We start from the raw sequence: 19306 nt of genomic DNA on the forward strand, positions 1-19306 counted from the left end.
AGCACACCCCAACATTCAGTATAGAACCTTTTTTATTTAACAGGAAAGTTCTCCGCCGAAGCAACCTGCCTTCAATCAAGAAAGAATCCCACGAGCGGGATTCTTTCTTGATTGAAGGCGGTGTTTGTTTACTTTTTCATGGTTTCGTATATAATAACCAGATAAAAGTTTGATGGAAATTTATCTTTTAACTGACCAGGAGGGGTGGACTGATGGGAGCTGATTCGATGTTTGAGATTCTATTAAACAGCCTGGGGGATACGGCTGTATATGTGGTACGAAAGGACGACTACAGAATTTTGTATTTTAATGATATTGTCGGAGAAATGGTACCCGGCATTCGAAAAGGAGATTTTTGCAGAGAACTTTGGACAGGATACAAGGAAGCTTGTATCTTCAGCGGCATTGGAAGCAAAAAACCATACTCTGCGGTAGGGTTCGATGAGACATTCGGAGCGACAGTAATGCTCACAGCATCTGAAATAGAGTGGGGAGAGAAAAAAACACCGGCTTTTGCAATTACTGTTAAACCTTACGCGATGAGTGGGACGGAAGAAAACGGGAAAGAGGAGAAAGAACTTCTTCTTTGCGCAATGCGTTTATTTGGTGAAGTATTTCTTTTAGATATAAATACCGGACGATATCTCGTTTATAAGAGCGACGGACTGCCGGATACAATGTTTGAGGAAGCAGACTTTTGTGATTTTAACCGCCTGTATGGAGAAAATTTAATACATCCTCATGACAGGCAGGTATTTTATGATTCATTTACACTGGAAAATATAAGAAACCGTGCCAGGGAAAGACAACAAATGATTTCAGCCGAAGTCCGCAGAAAAGACAGGTCGGGAGAGTACCGTTACTGCGAATTAATTGGAATATTTTATAAAGACAGGGAAGGCATTTCTGAAAAAATGATGCTGACATACCGCGATACGGACGAGTTGGCAAAAGCCCGTATTAGAGAGAGACAGGCGAACCGGCGCTTTGTCAGGGCAGTAAACGAGTCTTATGACGAAATTTATGAGGGGGAATTGTATACGGATTATCTGCGGCAGTGGAAAGGAGAAAAATCGACTCCATATTTTCGTTCCAGCCCTTCCTTTTCAGAGCAGATAAAATGGGCGGCAGATACCATCGTACATCCTGAAGAGAAGGAGGTCTTCCTGAGCCGATTATCGCCTGACCGACTGAAAGAGGATTTTGAAAACGGCAAATCGGAGGTTACAATCAGTTACCGGCGTCTGACTCCATCCGGTTCTTACCGGTGGCATTCTTTATATGTCCGTCTGTCTGAGATGACCACCGATTGCATTCGGGTCATGTTGTATCTGAAGGACATCGATGACGTAAAGAAGGAGGAAGAGAGAAAGCAGCGGGAGCTTCAGAACGCGTTAGCTATGGCTGAGAAAGCCAACGAAGCAAAAACAGACTTTCTATCCAGGATGAGCCATGATATCAGGACACCAATGAATGTTATCGTCGGAATGGCGTCGGTCGCAAGGTTTGTGCTGCAGAGTGAGGCGAAGGAAACTGCGAATCTCCAGTGTGATGAAAAAACAGGGAATTATGCAAAGCTGCTTAATTGTCTGGAAAAGATAGAAATGTCGTCTGCTTTTTTACTGTCGCTGATTAATGACATTCTTGACATGTCAAAGATTGAAAGCGGAAAGATGAAGATTGCCAACAGGGAAATGAATTTGAAAGACACGATACGCAATATAAAGGTGATGATTGAGGCTCAGGCAGAAGAGCGGAGGCAGACATTTCTGGTTTCGGTTGCGCCGGAGGTGGGAGAGTTCTATTATTGTGACAGTCTGAGGCTGAATCAGATTTTACTGAATTTGCTGGGCAATGCACTGAAATATACTCCGGAACAGGGGGAAATACGTCTGTGCGTTACGGCGGGGAAGGTGGAAGCGGGGGAGCAGCTCATATGGTTTATTATCAGTGATACGGGAATCGGTATGTCGGAGGAGTTTATGGCCCGGATGTTTGACCCCTTTGAACAACAGGATTTTGGAGGGAGCCGGATATTTGAAGGCACTGGGCTTGGGCTTTCTATTAGCAGAAAGCTGGTTGAACTGCTGAACGGAACCATCAGTGCCGAGAGTGAGCCTGGCAAAGGGACTGTCTTCACGGTGAAAATTCCGATGAAAATTTCAGATAAAAAACAGAAGGTTCGAAAGCTTGGAGAGACGCAGCATAGGGAAACGGACAGAGAAGATTCCCTTCGCAACAAGAGGGTGCTGCTGGTCGAGGACAATGAAATTAACAGGGAAATCGCTGTGATGCTGCTGGAACAGACAGGAATCCGGTGCGAGACGGCGGTGAATGGCGCAGAGGGCGTATCATCCTTCGAAAAAACTGTGCCGGGCTGGTACGATGCCATTTTAATGGATATCAGAATGCCTGTTTTAAATGGAATTGAATCAGCAAAAAAGATACGGGAGATGGAACGCCGGGATGCCAAAACCATACCGATTATAGCAATGACGGCCAATGCATTCAGTGAGGAACGTGAGGAAGCTCTGGAAGCAGGGATCAATGATTATTTGACGAAACCGATTGATGCGGAGGTTATGTATGCATGTCTTAGGAATTATATGCGGCGGTAATAGTTCATGCTGTCTGCACTGTTCCATGCCGCGGTGAAAAGGATAAAAAAAGCGAAATATTCAGTTGACAATTATGGAAAAGCATTGTATAATTAGTATCGTTGTTAAGGACAATGTCCTTTAATATGTGTGTGTAGCTCAGCTGGATAGAGCACTTGGCTACGGACCAAGGTGTCGGGAGTTCGAATCTTCTCACGCACGTACGAATCCCCTGGAGAGTTTCTCCAGGGGATTTTTTTGCTTTTTATTGGGGAGTCTCCCAGGACAGACTCTATTCTACAGCAGCTTTGCAGGAAATTCTTATTTCAGTAAAAGTTCTCACCGGCCCGGTTTTTATGTTATAATGTAATAAAATGTCGATGGGGGATTTTCTGTATGGATTCAGGAAAAATTGAAAGAAAAATCTATTATTATGATATTTTATTATACGCCCATGGGGAACATAATGAGGTTATACCATATGCAGATCAGGAATCGGTAATTAGAGAAACCTTTAAGTATATCTATCAGGCGAATTTGGAAATTGATGGCCTAAAAGAGGAAGCGGCGCTGAAAGCGGCTCTTCGAAAAATAGAATGTCCTACGGTTCATGGTGACAAGATCTATATTCTTGTGGAAGAAATAAATAAAATTGAGGATATTGATACGGCGAAAGGAATAAAGTTTAAAATAGTGCTATGCAGGAAAGACGCCTGGCCTTATTTGGAGAAGGACGGGAAGCTGGAAAAATTATTTTCCAAACTCCAGGATAATTACAGCGTGGCAGAGGTAACTCATTGTGTCATTTTTCCGGAGAAGAATATCATGGGGGCGGAGACGAATTTTAATGGAGCGCGTCCCAGTGCAATAATTGATTACCTGCCCAGGATATTTTCGAAGGTGGCATACGTATCATGCACGGGAAAACTGCGAAAAGATGTTTTCGAGAGAATTGCTGACAACAGGGGCTACAGTCTGTTTGAGATTGGGGTGAAAAACACACCGGCCATGAGGAAGGTGCTCCGGGACGGCATGGGACTGCTGGGCGCATTCTTTGACGACATCGATGAGGTGGATACTTACGAAATAAGTTTGAAGAGAAGAATTACCAGGAATAAAAAAGGATTTCGGCCGCCGGTTAATATTAAGGAGTTAGAACAAATTGTTATTGAGAACAGGGAGGAGATAAAGTCTTTCCGCGTAAGTCAGGGACTGTACAAAGACAGTGTCGATCTTTTGAGTGATAAACTGGTATGTAAAAAGGAATTTATTATCACGAATGATAAGGTAATCGATTCAAATGAAATGTACAAGACAATAATTGAATTCTATAATGATGTAGTAAGCGGTGCATAAAAAGAAAGAAGGATGCACGATGAGTAAAAGAAAACATAGGGTGAGACGCGGTGGCATTGCGGTTATTCCAATAGTTATATCAATTATTTTTTCGTTACTGATACCGGTTAATGTGACGGCAGAATCTTTTTTTGCTTCATTACAAGTGATAATCGGGGTTTGGGCGACATTATTGGGCTTTATTATAACAACGGTTTCAATTTTGTTAACCTTTACAGGAAGTAAATTAACAGAAGAGATAAAAGCAACAGGGCATTATAAGACAATTCTGTTTTCATATCTGCTGACCTGCTTTGAGCTGCTTATATTTTTACTGCTGTCTTTGCTCGTATTAATTACAGGTGTTTACAGCGGCATAATGGTAAAGGTTCTGATCGCGGGCGTTATAATTTCGCTGACCGATATCTTCATCTGCCTGTTCTTTTTAACACTGGTGATTTATACGCTGTTTAAATAAAACTATCTGAAGAACCGTCTGAGGGCGGTTCTTTTTGTACAGATATTTGACTTTTCCCGCAATGCCTTATATAATATATAAGCTGCAGTTACGCTGCACAAATCAGGCATCCGGTGCCTGAAGGAGGAAATTATGATAATCGAATACTGGAATAAAGTCAGATCTTTTGTAAAATGGCTGATCCCATTTTTTCTGGCCATATTTTTACTGTTTGGCTGCGGCCCTGCACAGACGCAGGAGAGCCGGGCGGACATGCCGGTACATCAGGAGCAGGCAGGGCAGGCGGAAACCTCTGCCCTTGCTCTTGACAAAGATGGAAGTTATACCAGTAAAGAGGATGTTGCCCTTTATATCCATATATATGGGACGCTGCCGGGCAATTTTATCACCAAGAAAGAGGCGGAAAATGCCGGCTGGGTGAGCAAGGAAGGCAATCTTTGGGATGTGGCGCCCGGAAAGAGTATAGGAGGAAGCCCTTTCGGTAATTATGAAGAGATATTGCCGGATAAGGATGGACGGAAGTGGTTTGAATGCGACATCAACTATGAAGGAGGCTTCCGGAATGCGGAGCGTCTTGTTTATTCCAACGACGGCCTGATATACTATACGGCGGATCATTATAAAACATTTGAACAGATTTACTGATAATGATAACAGATTATGATAAGAAAGACGATTGATATAAGACAGGAGGAGATAAAGAATGAAACTTTTGCTTCTGGATATGAACGAGATGGAGAGCGAGGAGGCCGTGCATAATTATCTGATGGAAAAACTGGCGTTTCCCGACTATTATGGAAAAAATCTGGATGCCCTGTCTGATATGCTGACGGACGGAGCGGCCGGGAATGTCTGCGTGGAACTGGTCCGCTGTACGGCACTGGACGCCCCTGTAAAGAAATTTGAGGCAAAGCTTGAAACGGTGCTGGAAGATGCGGCACAGACGGTTGAAGAAAGGGATGGAAAATTCTATGCCGTATTTGCAGGTTTTGAACCCCTGGAACCCTCATCCATGTGGGGATGAGCCTACGGGAGAATTTATCAGCATACCATTTGAGATAATCCGTTCGTCCAGGAAGACGATGGCACTTCAGATAGCACCAGACGGGCATCTTGTGATGCGACTGCCTCGGAGACTGCCGGAGAAGGAGGCGTTTAAATTTGCCATGAGCCATGAAGGATGGATTGGAAGAAACTACCGGAAAGTGACGGAGCAGAAGCGGGAACGGCCGGTATACGGTGAAGAGGAAATACGTGCCTTTATAGAGAAGCTGCGCCCGGTGCTGGAACACCGGGTTTCTTATTATGCATCTCTGATGAAAGTGGATTATGGAAGAATTACAATCCGGAACCAGAAGACGAGATGGGGAAGCTGCAGTTCGGCCGGCAACCTGAATTTTAACTGGAGGCTTTCACTGCTGCCGGAACCGCTGTGTGATTATGTGATTGTGCATGAGCTGGCCCACCGTCTGGAGATGAACCATTCGGCCCGTTTCTGGATGCAGGTGGCGCAGATTCTGCCCGATTACAAGGAAAGACGGCGGCTTCTGAAGGCATATAGGATATAAGCGGCTCAGCCGCTTCGTAAACGAACAGATAAAGGAAAGGCAGAGGAACAGATGGCAGAAGAAGTCTGGATGGTACAGACAAAAAAAGCGGATTTTAACAGAATCGCAGAGCGTTTCGGTATTGACCCGGTGACGGCCAGAATTATCAGAAACCGCGGCATTGAAGGTGAGGACAGGATAAACCTGTATCTGAACGGGACAGTGGGAACACTGTATGACCCGAGACTGATGAAGGATATGGAAAAAGCGGCGGCCATTTTAAAAGACAAGATAGACAGGAAAAAAAGGATACGGATTGTGGGCGACTACGATATCGACGGAGTGTGTTCTACCTACATATTATACAAAGCGTTTCTCAGGCTCGGCGCTCCTGTGGATTACGATATCCCTGACCGGATCCGGGACGGATATGGAATTAATGAATCGATTATTGAAAAGGCGGCGGAGCAGGGAATTGACACGATTCTGACCTGTGACAACGGCATATCGGCATATTCGCAGATTGAGCTGGCCAAAAAGAAGGGAATGACGGTAGTCATCACGGATCACCATGAGGTGCCGCTGGAAGAAGGAAAAGAGATAATTCCTCCTGCCGACGCGGTGATTGATCCAAAACGTGAAGAATGCTCTTATCCGTTTCCGGAAATCTGCGGAGCAGTTGTCGCATGGAAGCTGGTGCAGGTGCTGTTTGCGGAGTGCGGTGTACCGGCGAAGGAGTGGGAAGAACTGCTGGAATTTGCGGCAATCGCCACGGTAGGCGATGTCATGCGTCTGCAGGATGAGAACAGGATCATTGTAAAATATGGTCTGAGCAGGATGGAACACACGTCCAGCATCGGACTTAGAAAGCTGGCTGCCAAGAACAATCTGGATTTATCCCAGATTACGGCATACCATATCGGTTTTGTAATCGGTCCCTGTCTGAATGCGGGAGGCAGACTGCAGACGGCAAAGCTTGCGCTGTCGCTTCTGCTGTCCGGTGATGAGGAGGAAGCCGACCGGCTGGCCACGGAGTTAAAAGAGCTTAACGATATGCGGAAGGATATGACGGAGCAGGGGACGGAGGCGGCCAGACTTCAGGTCGATACGTATTACAGCCAGGATAAGGTGCTGGTTGTATATCTGCCTGAATGCCATGAATCACTGGCAGGAATTATAGCGGGCCGTCTGAGGGAACATTACCAGAAACCGTCCATCGTACTGACGAAGGGGGAAGAGGCAGTCAAAGGCTCGGGACGATCGATTGAAAGCTACCACATGTTCCAGAAGCTGTCTGAGGTCAAAGAGCTGATGCTGAAATTCGGAGGCCATCCGATGGCGGCCGGACTTTCCCTGGAGGAAAAAAATATCGGGGAATTCAGAAGGCAGCTCAATGAAAGGTCCGGACTTAGGGAGGAAGATTTTAAGGCCAAGGTCTGGATTGACGTGCCGATGCCGGTAAATTATATGACGGAACGGCTGATAAGAGAATTCCGGTGCCTTGAACCGTTCGGCCAGGGAAATGAAAAACCTCTGTTTGCGCAGAAGAACCTGAGAGTCAGGAATTCCAGGGTTATCGGAAGGAACAGGAACGTGGTGAGACTGACGCTGGAGGAGGAAAACGGTTTTGCAATGGAGGCCATATATTTCGGGGACGGAATTGCTTTTGAAGATGAGAGAGGCGGCCGCCGGGTAATGGACATCGTTTACTATCCGGAGATAAATGAATACAACGGCAATAAGAGCCTGCAGGCGGTAGTCAGAAAATATAGATTTCATTAGGCGGTACAGTGCAGGAGGCGGACAATGATAGAACGAAAAGACGTGATGCCTGTCAATTTCCTTAAAAAAGAAAATTTTACCGGAAGCGATACAGGCATGCGCTACCGTATGGAGAAAGCTTCAAAAGAGGAAGAAACGGTTCTGAAAGTTACGGTGTGGCCGGAGCCTTATGGCTATGACGCCACGCCGCCGGAACAGAAGACAAGCGAGTATTTTCCGTTTACCGAGGAAGGAATCGTAAGCGGTGTCGCGTGGCTGAACAGCCGGCACGAAAATTTCCGGTAACAGGTTACTGTTCACACCCCGCCCAAAAGCGGCGTGCTGTGAACAATAACACGCTTCGCGATGCACAGAAACGGCAAAACACGCCGTTATACTGCGCATAAACGGTTTCTGCGTTCACCGCAGAAAACCGGCGCTGATTTCCGTCGGAGACTCCATGTTCCGTCAGGAACATGGTATAATGACCGCAGAGTTTTGGGTTAATTTAGAATTAACAAGGCAGGGAAAGTAAAAATGAGTTGGAAAAGAGCATACAGGGAAGGGCTGAAAAGCGGTATTCCCATTGGAATGGGTTATCTTCCTGTTTCGTTTACATTTGGATTTCTGGCGGTTTCAGGCGGGCTGCCGGTTTGGGTGGCGGTGATGATATCCCTGACTAACCTGACGAGTGCGGGCCAGTTTGCGGGAACGAATCTGATTCTGGCCGGTTCCGGATATTTTGAAGTGGCGCTGACCACATTTGTAATTAATATAAGATACATGCTGATGTCCCTTTCACTTTCCCAGAAGCTGGAACGGACCACAGGTACGCTGGAACGGCTGGTTCTTGCGTTTGGAATCACGGACGAGACGTTCGTCGTCAGCTCTCTGCATGAGGGACAACTGAAAGCTCCTTTTATGTTTGGATTGATGACAATGCCGATTCTGGGATGGAACCTGGGCACGCTGCTCGGCGGTTCCATATCGGCGCTGCTTCCCCAGGCTCTGCAGAATGCGATGGGAATTGCACTCTATGCAATGTTTATTGCACTGATCATTCCTGCCGCCAGGAAATCTGTAGCTGTATTGTGCGTAATAGGCGCGGCGGTTGCAGTGACATGCATTTTAAAATACATACCGGTTTTTGGGTTTATCTCATCCGGGTTCCGGGTAATTCTGGCCACGATAGCAGCCTCTGCGCTTGGGGCGCGGCTGTTTCCCTCGGATGAGTACGGAGAGGAAAAGGAAGACGGGCAGGAGACTGCGGCAGCGCCGGAAATAACAGAAGAGGGGGGGAGTTTTGAGTGAATCTGACGAGAGTCGTGATATGCGTGATACTGATGGCGCTGGTAACTTATATTCCCAGGGTACTTCCGGTCACAATTTTCAGAAAAGAGATTAAGTCCAGATTTATACGCTCTTTTCTGGATTATACCCCCTATGCGGTTTTGGGGGCTTTGACATTCCCGGATGTCTTTTTCTCAACCGGGCATTTTTATTCGGCGGCCGGCGGAACGCTGGTGGCGGTAATTCTCGGCTACAGGGGCAAGAGCCTGGTAGTGGTTGCTGTGGCCGCGATTATTTCGGTTTACCTGTTGGAACTGGCAGGGGGAGTTTTGGCGGCAGAATGGTTGACGGCATTCGTAGTATATTGAAATGAGGGGCAGAATGATTACATTAAGAGGAGCTGAAGTATCAGCAAAATTAAAAGTACAGGTGGAAGAGCTGCTGAAAAGGCTGGGACGGATTCCACAACTTGCCATCGTCAGGGTGGGTGACAGCCCGGACGATATTTCTTATGAAACAGGCGCTGTGAAAAAGATGCATGCCTTTGGACTGAAAGTGGAAAAGTTTGTTTTTCCGGAAGATATCAGTGACAGGGAGTTCAAGGAGGCCTTTAAGAAGATAAATGAGGACAGCCGGATTGACGGAATCCTGGTGATGCGGCCTCTCCCTCCCCAGATTGTTCAGGAGGATATTGAGAGAATGATCGATCCGATGAAAGATTTGGACGGCATTTCACCCGTTAATATTGCAAAGGTATTCAGCGGGGACAGCACCGGTTTTGCTCCATGTACCGCGGAAGCAGTCATGAATGTACTGAAGCTGTATGATATTCCCGTGGCAGGTAAAAGAACGGTGGTGGTCGGCCGGAGCATGGTGGTCGGCCGCCCCCTGGCCATGCTGCTTCTGCAGGATAATGCCACTGTGACGGTCTGCCATACAAAGACTGTGGAATTGCAGGATATCTGCCGCCGGGCTGAGATTCTGGTAACCTGTGCAGGCAGCGCCAGAATGATAGACGAAAGCTACGTCCAGGAAGGGGCCGTGGTCATTGATGTCGGAATTAATGTGGATGAGAACGGCCATCTGTGCGGCGATGTGGATTTTGATGCAATCAGTTCTGTTGCAGCGTGTGCGACTCCCGTACCGGGGGGGATTGGCAACGTAACGACTGCCGTTCTGGCGAGGCGCCTTGTAAACGCAGCCCTGGCTCAGGAAGAAGCCGGAAGTGAAAAGTGATATTTTCAGAAATAAGATATGGAAAGTTAAGGTAAAAGAAAAACATCCTGGATGTCTTTCGGTTATAATGATTATAGCTGAAAGACATTCAGGATGTTTTTCTGTATAACAGGAAAGAAGAGGAGGAAATACTTATGAATCATTTAAAAACAGGGCTTGCAGCCGTTCTTATCTCGGCAGGGGCCCTTACTCTTACGGCTTGTGGAAGCACTGCAATACCGGATACGATCAATGTACAGAATGTGGAAAATAATGTAATCAGCGTCAGCAGCAGGGAGCAGGTCAAGGTGGAGCCTGATATAGCAGAAATCATTTACAGCGTTTATTCCCAGGCGTCGGATGCTCCGACATGCCAGACACAGAATAATTCAGATTTGGATAAGGTTCTCACAATGTTAAAGGAACAGGGAGTGGAGGAAAAATCAATCCAGACATCCAATTATGGAATGAGTCCGATTTACAACTGGGAAGACGGAAAGACGGTCAGCGGATATGAGATGACAACGCAGGTCACGGTATCTGATATTCCGATTGATCAGGTAGGGCAGCTTATCTCAGAATCCGTGGATGCCGGCGTGAATTCAATTGATTCTGTCAACTATATGTCCAGTAAATACAATGAGGCATATCAGCAGGCTCTTGCAAAAGCAATTGATGCAGCGAAGGTGAAGGCACAGGCCATGGCGGATGCGGGCGGATGCAAGCTTGGCAAAATTGCAAATATTAGGGAATACGGTGATAATCAGTCTGTGCGGTATAATGGATATTCTTCCGGAGCCGGAGCCGCAGCCAAGGAAGCGGCCATGATGGATATGGGAGTGATGCCGGGTGAGGTTGAGATTGAGGCCAATATTGCGGTGGACTTTTCTATCGATTAAAATTCATTAAGATAAGTAAATTCCTTTTGAAAGTATAAAACTTCCGCACCTATGAGATAATAAGCAATATCGAATAGAATGCGGAGGTTTTATTATGTGGGGATTTATTATCGCCCTGGTTTCCGGTGCCCTTATGAGTATACAGGGCGTATTTAACACGGAAGTGACAAAGCAGACGAGTATCTGGGTGTCATCGGGATGGGTGCAGTTCAGTGCATTTATTGCCTGTGTAATCATGTGGTTTTTTACAGGCCGGAATGAAGTGGGAGGCCTGTTCCAGGTAGAACCGAAGTATATGCTGGCCGGAGGTATCATGGGCGCCCTGATTACCTATACCGTTATAAAGAGTGTGGGTACGCTGGGGCCGGCTAAATCCGCGCTTCTGATTGTAGTGGCTCAGATTATTGTTGCCTATGCCATCGAAGTGATGGGGCTTTTTGGCGTGGATAAGGCCGGTTTTGAATGGAAGAAGGCCATTGGCGCTCTGGTTGCCATTGCCGGGATTATTATTTTCAGGTGGTGACAGGGAAATTCTTTTATTTTTCGCTTGTGTTCAGGGTGGTATTTAGATAGTATAGAAATACGGGCAAACAGTATCTTCCGATATGAACGGGAGGTACATTACATATGAAAAAAGAAACAGCACGAATGATTAAAACAGCAGCAGCCGGCATAGTAATGCTGGCAGCAGTCATATGCTATAATGTAGAGTGGAAAGGCAGTGGTGACACGGCGCAGTTTCATTTGACCGCTCTGCAGGAGGAGACGGCGGAGGAGGGTACGGATGCCTTGGCGCCGGCCGGGGTGGAAAATCATAGTCCGGAATATGCAGGGAACACCGGTGATTCCGAAAGGGATAACGGGGCCGGACGGATTTTTGTACATGTATGCGGTGAAGTGGCCGCTCCGGGAGTATATGAGATGAAAGAAGGAAGCCGTATTTACCAGGCGGTGGAAATGGCCGGAGGCTTGACGGAAAATGCTGCCGGTGATTTTTTAAACATGGCCGGGAAACTGGAAGACGGCATGAAGGTACAGATTCCGGACCGGGAAGAGGCCGTCCAGTGGAGCCGGGAGGCAGCAGCCTATCCGGGTATATCGGCTGGGGCGGACGGCGGTGCTGTGACTTCTAAAATTAATCTGAATACGGCGGTGAAAGAGCAGCTTATGACGCTGAAAGGGATCGGGGAGGCCAGGGCCGAGGCGATCATCGCTTACCGCCAGGAATATGGGCCTTTTGCCAGAATTGAAGATATTATGGAGGTTCCCGGAATTAAGGAAGCAGCTTTTCAGAAGATAAAAGAAGACATTACGGTGTGAATGATAGGTATGAGGTGGAAAAATGGCAAAAGTGTTAGTTGTGGATGATGAAAAACTGATTGTTAAAGGAATCAGGTTCAGTTTAGAGCAGGACGGTATGGAAGTGGACTGTGCATACGACGGGGAAGAGGCTATCCGGATGGCTAAAGAGACGGAGTATGATATTGTGCTTCTGGATGTGATGCTGCCGAAGTTCGACGGCTTTGAGGTCTGCCAGGCGATCCGTGAATTTTCGGAGATGCCGATTATCATGGTAACGGCAAAGGGCGGAGACATGGATAAGATCCTGGGACTTGAATATGGAGCTGATGATTATATAACAAAGCCGTTCAATATCCTGGAGGTCAAGGCCAGGATTAAGGCGATCATGAGGCGTAATGCCAAAAAATCGAAAAAAGAGTCACAGAGCAGCGGAAAAGTAGTCCAGGCGGGGGACTTAAAGCTGGATACGGACAGCAGACGCGTCTTTATTGCAGAAAAAGAGATTAACCTGACGGCAAAGGAATTTGACCTTCTGGAGCTTCTTGTCTGCAACCCCAATAAAGTTTACAGCAGAGAAGAACTGCTGCGCTTTGTATGGGGGAATAAAGCGGCTGCCGGAGGCGATGTGAGGACGGTGGACGTACATGTAAGGCGTCTGAGAGAGAAGATTGAACCAAGCCCGAGTGAACCGAAGTATGTTCATACAAAATGGGGAGTAGGGTATTATTTCAGAGCTTAGCTGTACAGAACATAGAAGGAGGGGCGGGCAAGGGAAAGAAGCCGGCCCTGTTGAAGAGTCTGCCGCAGTGCAGGCTCTTTGAAGATCATATGGAAAGACGAAAGAGCGGATTAAACGGAGAAAGCGGCGGGATGAAGATGGATAATATAAGAATAAGACAGGCAGATATGGACGATTTGGATGGCGTGACCCTGGTGGAAGCCAGGTGCTTCCCTCCGGCCGAGGCGGCCGGCAGAGAGGTGTTTGAAAAACGGCTTGGGACATTTCCCGAGAGCTTTTTTATAGCGGAGGATCAGGGGAAGCTGATTGGCTTTATCAATGGCTGTGCCACTGATGAAAAGACCATACGGGATGAGATGTTCGAGGACTGCGGCCTGCATAAGGCGGACGGAGCTTATCAGAGCGTCTTTGGGCTGGATGTTGTTCCCGAATACAGGAACCGGGGAATTGCGGCGCAGCTGATGGATTATTTAATAGAGGATGCCGGTAAAAGAGGGAGAAAAGGATTGATTCTTACCTGCAAGGACAGGCTGATTCATTATTATGAGAAATTTGGATATGTTAATCTGGGAGTTTCGGAATCAGTACATGGAGGCGCTGTCTGGTATGACATGCTTCTGGAATTATAAATAAGCCGGGACAGATTTGGAGTGACGGATATCGTGGATGAGAAGGATGGAGTAAAACCGCGCATACAAGGCGCGCGCTGGAGAAAACTGGATAATACGGCAAAGCTGTTTGCCGCAGTGGCAGGGGAGGATTTAAGCAATGTGTTCCGGCTCTCGGTGTCGTTAAAAGCCGAGGTTAAGCCGCATTTGCTTTCGCAGGCTCTTGAGCGGACGCTGCCGGAATTTGAGAATTTCCGTGTGAAGCTGCGCAAGGGATTCTTCTGGAATTACTTTGAGACAAATAACAGAGAACCGTTAATAGAGAAGGAAGAGACCTACCCGTGCAAGTTTATTGATCCTCATGAAAGCCACCGCTTTCCCTTCCGGGTCAGCTATTATGGAAAACGAATCAATTTTGAGGTTTTCCACGGCCTGACAGACGGGCTCGGTGCATTAAATTTTTTAAAGAGTCTGACGGAACATTACCTGGAACTATGCCTGGAAGAAACAGGAAGAGATGAGACGCCGGGGGACCGGGGGAAGCCAGGAAGTAAGGAAGAGCGGGAAGGACAGGAAAATGAAGGAAACCGGGCAGAAGCAGGGGACCGGGAAGAAGCAGAAAGACGGAAAGAAGCGGCAGGGCCGGAAGAAACAGGATTTCGGGAAGCGCTAAGGGATACCCTGGAAGCAAAGGAAGTGAAAAGGCCCGGAATACAGGAAAAACAAACAACCCGTCAAGGGGATCCCGTGGCAAGAGCCGATACAAACAAAACGATACGCCAGATGGAGGAGGACGGTTATCTGAGACATTATAAAAAACGTCCCCACCGCCATTATGAGACGGAGCCGGCTTTGATAATCAAGGGAGAGTATCTGCCGTTAGACTGTCAGTCGGTACTTCACGGCAGCATCCGGCTTAATCAACTGAAGGGACTGTGCAAGCAGGAAGGTGTCAGCATCACAAAATATCTGACAGCCGCACTGATTTGGTCCCTGATTCAGGTATATACCGATGGAAACACTCTGGATCAGCCGGTGGCTCTGAACCTGCCGATTAACCTGAGAAGCTTTTTTGATTCTGAGACTCTGGCAAATTTTTTCTCCGTTACAAATATTGCGTGGCCGAAGGGGAAGGCTCCAAAACGGTTTGAAGATGTGCTGGCCGAGGTCGGACGGCAGATGGATGAGAAGATTGTGAAGGAACGTCTGGAGGAGACGATTTCCTATAATGTATCGAATGAAAAGAAATGGTATATAAGAATTATTCCGCTGTTTATCAAGAATATGGCGATGAACGCTATCTTTCTTAAGAGCAGCAAAGCATATACCATGACGCTGTCAAACCTGGGACCGGTATCAATTAAACCGGAACTGGAAAATATGGTGGATGCGTTCCACGTCCTCATTGGCGTGTCCAGGCAGCAGAAACTGAAATGCGGAGTGATAGCATTCAGGGACAGAATCTATCTTTCATTTAACAGCGTTATGGATGATCTGAAGCTGCAGGAATTCTTTTTCTCTTTTCTGGAGGAGAGGGGAGCGGCAGCCGAACTTGAGAGCAATGGGGCCGTGGATAAGAAGTATGACAGAGGGAATTTTCCGGCTGTCAGCTATGACCGGGGAAAGCTCAGGAAGATGACGAACATTATATATCTGGTGCTTCTCACCGCTGCTGCGATTACCGGTCTGGTTAACTTTTTAACGTATGAGAAGGTTAAAATATGGTGGTCCCTGATCACCATCGGAGGAATCGCTTATGTGGCTATGACACTGAGGTATTCGATTATCAGGAGGGCAAGCCTGGCGGGGATTCTGGTAAGACAGTCGATTGGGGCGCAGATACTGCTTGTGCTGATTGATTATATGACGGGGTTCAGGGGCTGGTCGGTGAACTATGCGATCCCAAGCCTGATTCTGTTCGATGTGATAGCCATAGTGTTTTTGATTCTTATCAACAGGCTGAACTGGCAGAGCTATTTTATGTATCAGATTGCCATTACTATTTTCAGCTTTATCCCCCTGATTTTATGGGCGGCCGGCTGGATTACCAGCCCGATGATGTCGGTTATCACGGTAATACTGTCGGTATCCGTTCTATTGATTACCATCATATTGGGGGATAGGAGCGTTAAGAAGGAACTGAAGAGGAGATTTTATTTTTAAGCAGAAAATGTGGCCCAGGCAGATACCGCGATGCGTGTTACTGTTCACGGAACCGCGCTTTCCGGCAAGGCCGTGTACGGTAACTGATATTTAAAGGAGAGATGAAGAATGCGTAAGAAAAATGTCAGCATGATAGGAAACCTGACCCGCGATATGATGAATGATGTGATGGAAACGGCTCTTAAAAAGCCGATTCAGACGGGAGAATTCAGAAAGAATCCTGTAGAACCGGCATGGAGATGCCCTGCCGGCTTTCTCTATGAACTGATTGAGACAGAGAATTTTATAATGGAATATTTAAGACCCCAGAGCGTCGTCACCGGGAGGGTTATTCTTCAGCTCCACGGCGGCGGCTACATCGGACCGATGAAGAACATTTACAGGAGATTTGCAGTAAAATATTCGAAGCTCAGCTACGGTGCGGATGTCCTTACGATCGATTACAGGGTGGCGCCGGAGAATCCGTTCCCGGCGGCTGTTGAGGATGCGGTATATGCCTACAAATGGCTGCTGGACGAGAAAAATTACAAGCCGGACCAGATTGTGGTGGCGGGAGACTCGGCCGGAGGCGGTCTGGCACTGGCGCTTTGCATGTATGCCAAGGATCACGGACTCCCTCTGCCCGGGGGCGTCATCACGATGTCGCCGTGGACGGATGTGACATTAAGCGGTGAGACATATGAATCGAATTATGAGATTGATCCCCTGTTTGGCAATTCAAAGGAAAATATGCTGTATCAGTGCAGCTACATCGGCGATGCGGATACGAAAAATCCTTATTTATCCCCGTTGTTCGGGGATTATACGGGGTTCCCGCCCATGCTCATGCAAGTTGGCAGCTACGAGGTTCTGCTCAGCGACACATTGTCTGTGTCCGGCAAAGCCAAGAAGGCGGGGGTAAAAGTCAGAACCTCTGTTTATGACGGTATGTTTCATGTGTTCCAGATGGGGCTTGATTTGATACCGGAGAGCCGGGACGCATGGGAAGAGGTCGGTGAGTTCTTGAAAATCGTCTACCAGCTCCGCATTGCGCCGGAAGGCAAAGTCGTTAAAAAGGTGAAGAGAAGAAAAAAAGATACGGAAGACAGGGCGAGAGTGAACCTGCTGGCCTTTCTGAAAAGGGAGCTTTCTTAGTATGAAGATAACAGTGATAACAGTGGGAAAAATCAAGGAGAAATACCTTGAGGACGCTATTGCGGAGTACAGCAAAAGACTGAGCCGCTACTGTAAGCTTGAAATTATCCAGGTAGCTGATGAAAAGACGCCGGACCGGGCCAGTGAGGTGGTGGAAACGCAGATTAAAGATAAGGAGGGGGAGAGGATTCTCTCTCATATCAAAGACACGGCTTACGTCGTGGCTCTTGCCATAGAAGGCAAAATGATTTCCTCCGAGGAACTGGCGGAACTGATAGATGGTCTGGGAGTCCGGGGAGAGAGCCACATTCAGTTTGTGATTGGAGGTTCCCTGGGCCTGTCGAAAAAAGTGCTGGAGCGGGCTGATTATAAGCTGAGTTTTTCAAGGATGACATTTCCCCATCAGCTGATGCGGGTGATATTGTTGGAGCAGATTTACAGGAGTTACCGGATTGTGAATGGAGAACCGTATCATAAGTAGTGGAGAGAATTAAGATTGGCAGGAGTTTTATTGATAATAAGGTGCCGCTCAATCATATTCAAGCCCCTGTTCCTTCATATATTCCATCTTCTTTTTCAATTCGGCAGACAATTCCATAGCGGCCCGTTCCGTAATTTCCAGCACGACATGGATCCGTTCTAAGGGATACTGCCTGACTATTTCCAGCGAAGCAGGCTGCCGGAGACGGAGCCTGTGGCCTGATATCCGCTGAGAAGAACCGGGATGGTCCATTCCACAGACTGTGTTACGGCCGGTACAAGCCCTGTCTTGATAGCCGATGCGCTGATCAATGTCAGGATTACCGGAGTCAGGATAAAAGGGATGAGCATTGTAAGATTGAAAATAATCGGAAACCCGAATACTGCAATCTCACTGATATTAAACAGGGCAGAAGGAAGAGCCACAAAGGACATTTTACGGTTGTGGCTCTGCTTTGAAGCAATGTACAGTGCGAGAACAAAGCTCAGGGCAGTACCGCAGCCGCCGATAAATACAAAGGTGTCCAGGAAGGTTTTTGAAAAAATCTCCGTGGGGATGTGTCCTGCCAGCACAAGAGACTGGTTGATTTCCACATTTTGTTCAAAAAGATGCCTTGAGACAGCCTCCAATGTATTGGTGCCGTGAATGCCCATAAACCATAAAAGGTATGTCATTACAACATAGAGAAGAATACCGAACAGGTTCCCGCTAATCTTATCAAACAGTTTCAGGAAGAGATAGGAACCGAAATTCGTAATATTACTGCTGTCCCATGACACACTCAGGACATATCCGGTAACGGCAAAGAACAGGGAGACCAGGATAACGGGGATCAGACACTGGATCGAAATATGCTTTTAAATTAAATAGAAATAGATTATAATAATAATATTTAACGGCCGACGGTGAAATGACACCGGGATTTAACAAAGGCAGGAGGATGCAGTTGACGATCAAAGGAAAAAGCCATATTATAGGGGATATTGGAGAAACGAGGGCAGAAAACGGCAGGATATAGATATGAATACAGAGATGGAATCAAAATCATTAGTATTATATGACAGAGACATCAGAGAACCGTTGTTTGACTATCTGGAGGAGCGGTTTGGCAAGACCAGGATGTTTGAAGAAAAAATCATTGGACGCTCCCGGGCAGATATCATCATGCTGACGGAACGTCAGCTGATCGGCCTGGAGATAAAGAGTGATGCCGATACATATGAGCGTTTGAAGCGGCAGATACGCGACTACAACAAGTATTGTGACGTCAATTATGTCGTCGTCGGAAAATCACATGAAAAGCATGTGGAGGAACATATTCCTTCCTGGTGGGGAATTATTGTAGTGGAAGCAGAGGGAAAAGAGATGGTTATTAATGAGAAAAAAGCGGCGTCGGAAAACCCTAAAATGAAGCGGGAACTTCAAATTACTCTTTTGTGGCGTCCGGAGCTTCAAAAAATTCTCGCTCTTAATCATCTGCCGGCCTATAAACAGAAGAGTAAAAAATTTGTACACCAGAAACTGATGGAAAAACTGGATTGGGACAGATTGAAACACCAGATGTGCGAAGAGCTGTTTGAGCGGGATTACACTTTATGGGATGAAGAACTGGAAAAGTACCGTGAAGCGGAGAAACGGCATGGGAAATTGGCTGCCCGGAGGACATAGCGGCAGCAGGAGGCCTAGAGCGTGTTTGAAAATTCATTCCCACCAGCTGCACGCTCCACTTCGCGGCATATTTGGCCCGAATTCGCTTA

21 protein-coding genes, 1 tRNA gene and 1 pseudogene are annotated in these 19306 nt (G+C 47.1%); 21 read left to right on the plus strand and 2 right to left on the minus strand.

The window, feature by feature from the left end; translation table 11 throughout:
- Positions 1–212: 212 nt before the first annotated feature.
- The 20 genes from CLOSYM_RS13620 (at position 213) to rlmH (ending at position 17549) form a co-directional block, all read left to right on the plus strand.
- Entirely contained in the window at positions 213–2618 is a 2406-nt protein-coding gene (locus CLOSYM_RS13620) for a PAS domain-containing hybrid sensor histidine kinase/response regulator (protein WP_021642547.1), read from the plus strand.
- Between the two features lie 127 nt (positions 2619–2745).
- Positions 2746–2819 (plus strand) — tRNA-Arg (locus CLOSYM_RS13625).
- 174 nt (positions 2820–2993) lie between these two features.
- On the plus strand, positions 2994–3953 hold the full coding sequence (locus tag CLOSYM_RS13630) for a DUF6731 family protein (protein WP_021642548.1): 960 nt from the start codon (positions 2994–2996) through the stop codon (positions 3951–3953).
- Between the two features lie 19 nt (positions 3954–3972).
- A complete protein-coding gene (locus tag CLOSYM_RS13635; RefSeq protein WP_009298458.1) occupies positions 3973–4410 on the plus strand; it encodes a hypothetical protein in 438 nt (145 codons plus the stop codon).
- 132 nt (positions 4411–4542) lie between these two features.
- The gene (locus tag CLOSYM_RS13640; protein WP_021642550.1) at positions 4543–5055 is read left to right on the plus strand and encodes a ribonuclease domain-containing protein; all 513 of its coding nucleotides are present in this window, start codon (positions 4543–4545) and stop codon (positions 5053–5055) included.
- Between the two features lie 58 nt (positions 5056–5113).
- Complete coding sequence (locus CLOSYM_RS13645; protein WP_003505119.1) at positions 5114–5434, plus strand: barstar family protein; 321 nt, start codon at positions 5114–5116, stop codon at positions 5432–5434.
- The gene (locus tag CLOSYM_RS13650; RefSeq protein ID WP_009298457.1) at positions 5382–5978 is read left to right on the plus strand and encodes a M48 family metallopeptidase; all 597 of its coding nucleotides are present in this window, start codon (positions 5382–5384) and stop codon (positions 5976–5978) included. The genes CLOSYM_RS13645 and CLOSYM_RS13650 overlap by 53 nt, the downstream gene beginning before the upstream one ends.
- A gap of 51 nt (positions 5979–6029) precedes the next feature.
- Positions 6030–7739 (plus strand): single-stranded-DNA-specific exonuclease RecJ, encoded by a 1710-nt coding sequence (gene recJ, locus CLOSYM_RS13655; RefSeq protein ID WP_021642552.1) that lies wholly within the window; start codon positions 6030–6032, stop codon positions 7737–7739.
- A gap of 24 nt (positions 7740–7763) precedes the next feature.
- Positions 7764–8024 (plus strand): hypothetical protein, encoded by a 261-nt coding sequence (locus CLOSYM_RS13660; protein WP_003505126.1) that lies wholly within the window; start codon positions 7764–7766, stop codon positions 8022–8024.
- Positions 8025–8255: 231 nt separating this feature from the next.
- Positions 8256–9029: an AzlC family ABC transporter permease gene (locus CLOSYM_RS13665; RefSeq protein WP_021642554.1), complete on the plus strand. Its 774-nt coding sequence runs from the start codon at positions 8256–8258 to the stop codon at positions 9027–9029.
- Positions 9026–9376 (plus strand): AzlD domain-containing protein, encoded by a 351-nt coding sequence (locus CLOSYM_RS13670; RefSeq protein ID WP_009298453.1) that lies wholly within the window; start codon positions 9026–9028, stop codon positions 9374–9376. Before CLOSYM_RS13665 ends, CLOSYM_RS13670 begins: the two co-directional genes overlap by 4 nt.
- Positions 9377–9389: 13 nt before the next feature.
- Positions 9390–10244 carry a bifunctional 5,10-methylenetetrahydrofolate dehydrogenase/5,10-methenyltetrahydrofolate cyclohydrolase gene (locus tag CLOSYM_RS13675; protein ID WP_003505132.1) on the plus strand — a complete coding sequence of 285 codons (855 nt, stop codon included), beginning with the start codon at positions 9390–9392 and terminating at the stop codon, positions 10242–10244.
- A 134-nt stretch (positions 10245–10378) separates the two neighbouring features.
- Positions 10379–11122 (plus strand): SIMPL domain-containing protein, encoded by a 744-nt coding sequence (locus CLOSYM_RS13680; protein WP_003505134.1) that lies wholly within the window; start codon positions 10379–10381, stop codon positions 11120–11122.
- A 94-nt stretch (positions 11123–11216) separates the two neighbouring features.
- Entirely contained in the window at positions 11217–11645 is a 429-nt protein-coding gene (locus CLOSYM_RS13685; protein WP_021642557.1) for a DMT family transporter, read from the plus strand.
- Between the two features lie 104 nt (positions 11646–11749).
- Positions 11750–12442 carry a helix-hairpin-helix domain-containing protein gene (locus tag CLOSYM_RS13690; RefSeq protein ID WP_021642558.1) on the plus strand — a complete coding sequence of 231 codons (693 nt, stop codon included), beginning with the start codon at positions 11750–11752 and terminating at the stop codon, positions 12440–12442.
- Positions 12443–12464: 22 nt separating this feature from the next.
- Positions 12465–13163, plus strand: coding sequence for a response regulator transcription factor (locus CLOSYM_RS13695; protein WP_003505142.1), 699 nt, complete (start codon positions 12465–12467; stop codon positions 13161–13163).
- Positions 13164–13300: 137 nt separating this feature from the next.
- Positions 13301–13792 (plus strand): GNAT family N-acetyltransferase, encoded by a 492-nt coding sequence (locus CLOSYM_RS13700; protein WP_044902439.1) that lies wholly within the window; start codon positions 13301–13303, stop codon positions 13790–13792.
- A gap of 21 nt (positions 13793–13813) precedes the next feature.
- Positions 13814–15934 carry a DUF6320 domain-containing protein gene (locus tag CLOSYM_RS13705; protein WP_021642560.1) on the plus strand — a complete coding sequence of 707 codons (2121 nt, stop codon included), beginning with the start codon at positions 13814–13816 and terminating at the stop codon, positions 15932–15934.
- A 108-nt stretch (positions 15935–16042) separates the two neighbouring features.
- Entirely contained in the window at positions 16043–17068 is a 1026-nt protein-coding gene (locus CLOSYM_RS13710) for an alpha/beta hydrolase (RefSeq protein WP_003505148.1), read from the plus strand.
- A gap of 1 nt (position 17069) precedes the next feature.
- Positions 17070–17549: a 23S rRNA (pseudouridine(1915)-N(3))-methyltransferase RlmH gene (rlmH, locus tag CLOSYM_RS13715; protein ID WP_003505151.1), complete on the plus strand. Its 480-nt coding sequence runs from the start codon at positions 17070–17072 to the stop codon at positions 17547–17549.
- 176 nt (positions 17550–17725) lie between these two features.
- Here the strand turns inward: rlmH and CLOSYM_RS13720 are convergent, their stop codons facing one another.
- A complete protein-coding gene (locus tag CLOSYM_RS13720) occupies positions 17726–18400 on the minus strand; it encodes a PTS transporter subunit EIIC (protein WP_330362907.1) in 675 nt (224 codons plus the stop codon).
- Positions 18401–18569: 169 nt separating this feature from the next.
- Between CLOSYM_RS13720 and CLOSYM_RS13725 the strand changes: the two genes are divergently transcribed.
- Entirely contained in the window at positions 18570–19217 is a 648-nt protein-coding gene (locus tag CLOSYM_RS13725) for an MmcB family DNA repair protein (RefSeq protein ID WP_003505154.1), read from the plus strand.
- Positions 19218–19239: 22 nt separating this feature from the next.
- On the opposite strand, the pseudogene CLOSYM_RS24275 reads toward CLOSYM_RS13725, so the two are convergent.
- Positions 19240–19299, minus strand: a pseudogene (locus CLOSYM_RS24275) (DUF6783 domain-containing protein); the annotation flags it as partial.
- Positions 19300–19306: the final 7 nt, after the last annotated feature.

Origin of the sequence: [Clostridium] symbiosum ATCC 14940, assembly GCF_000466485.1 — a bacterium.
GTDB classification, from domain to species: Bacteria; Bacillota; Clostridia; order Lachnospirales; family Lachnospiraceae; genus Otoolea; species Otoolea symbiosa.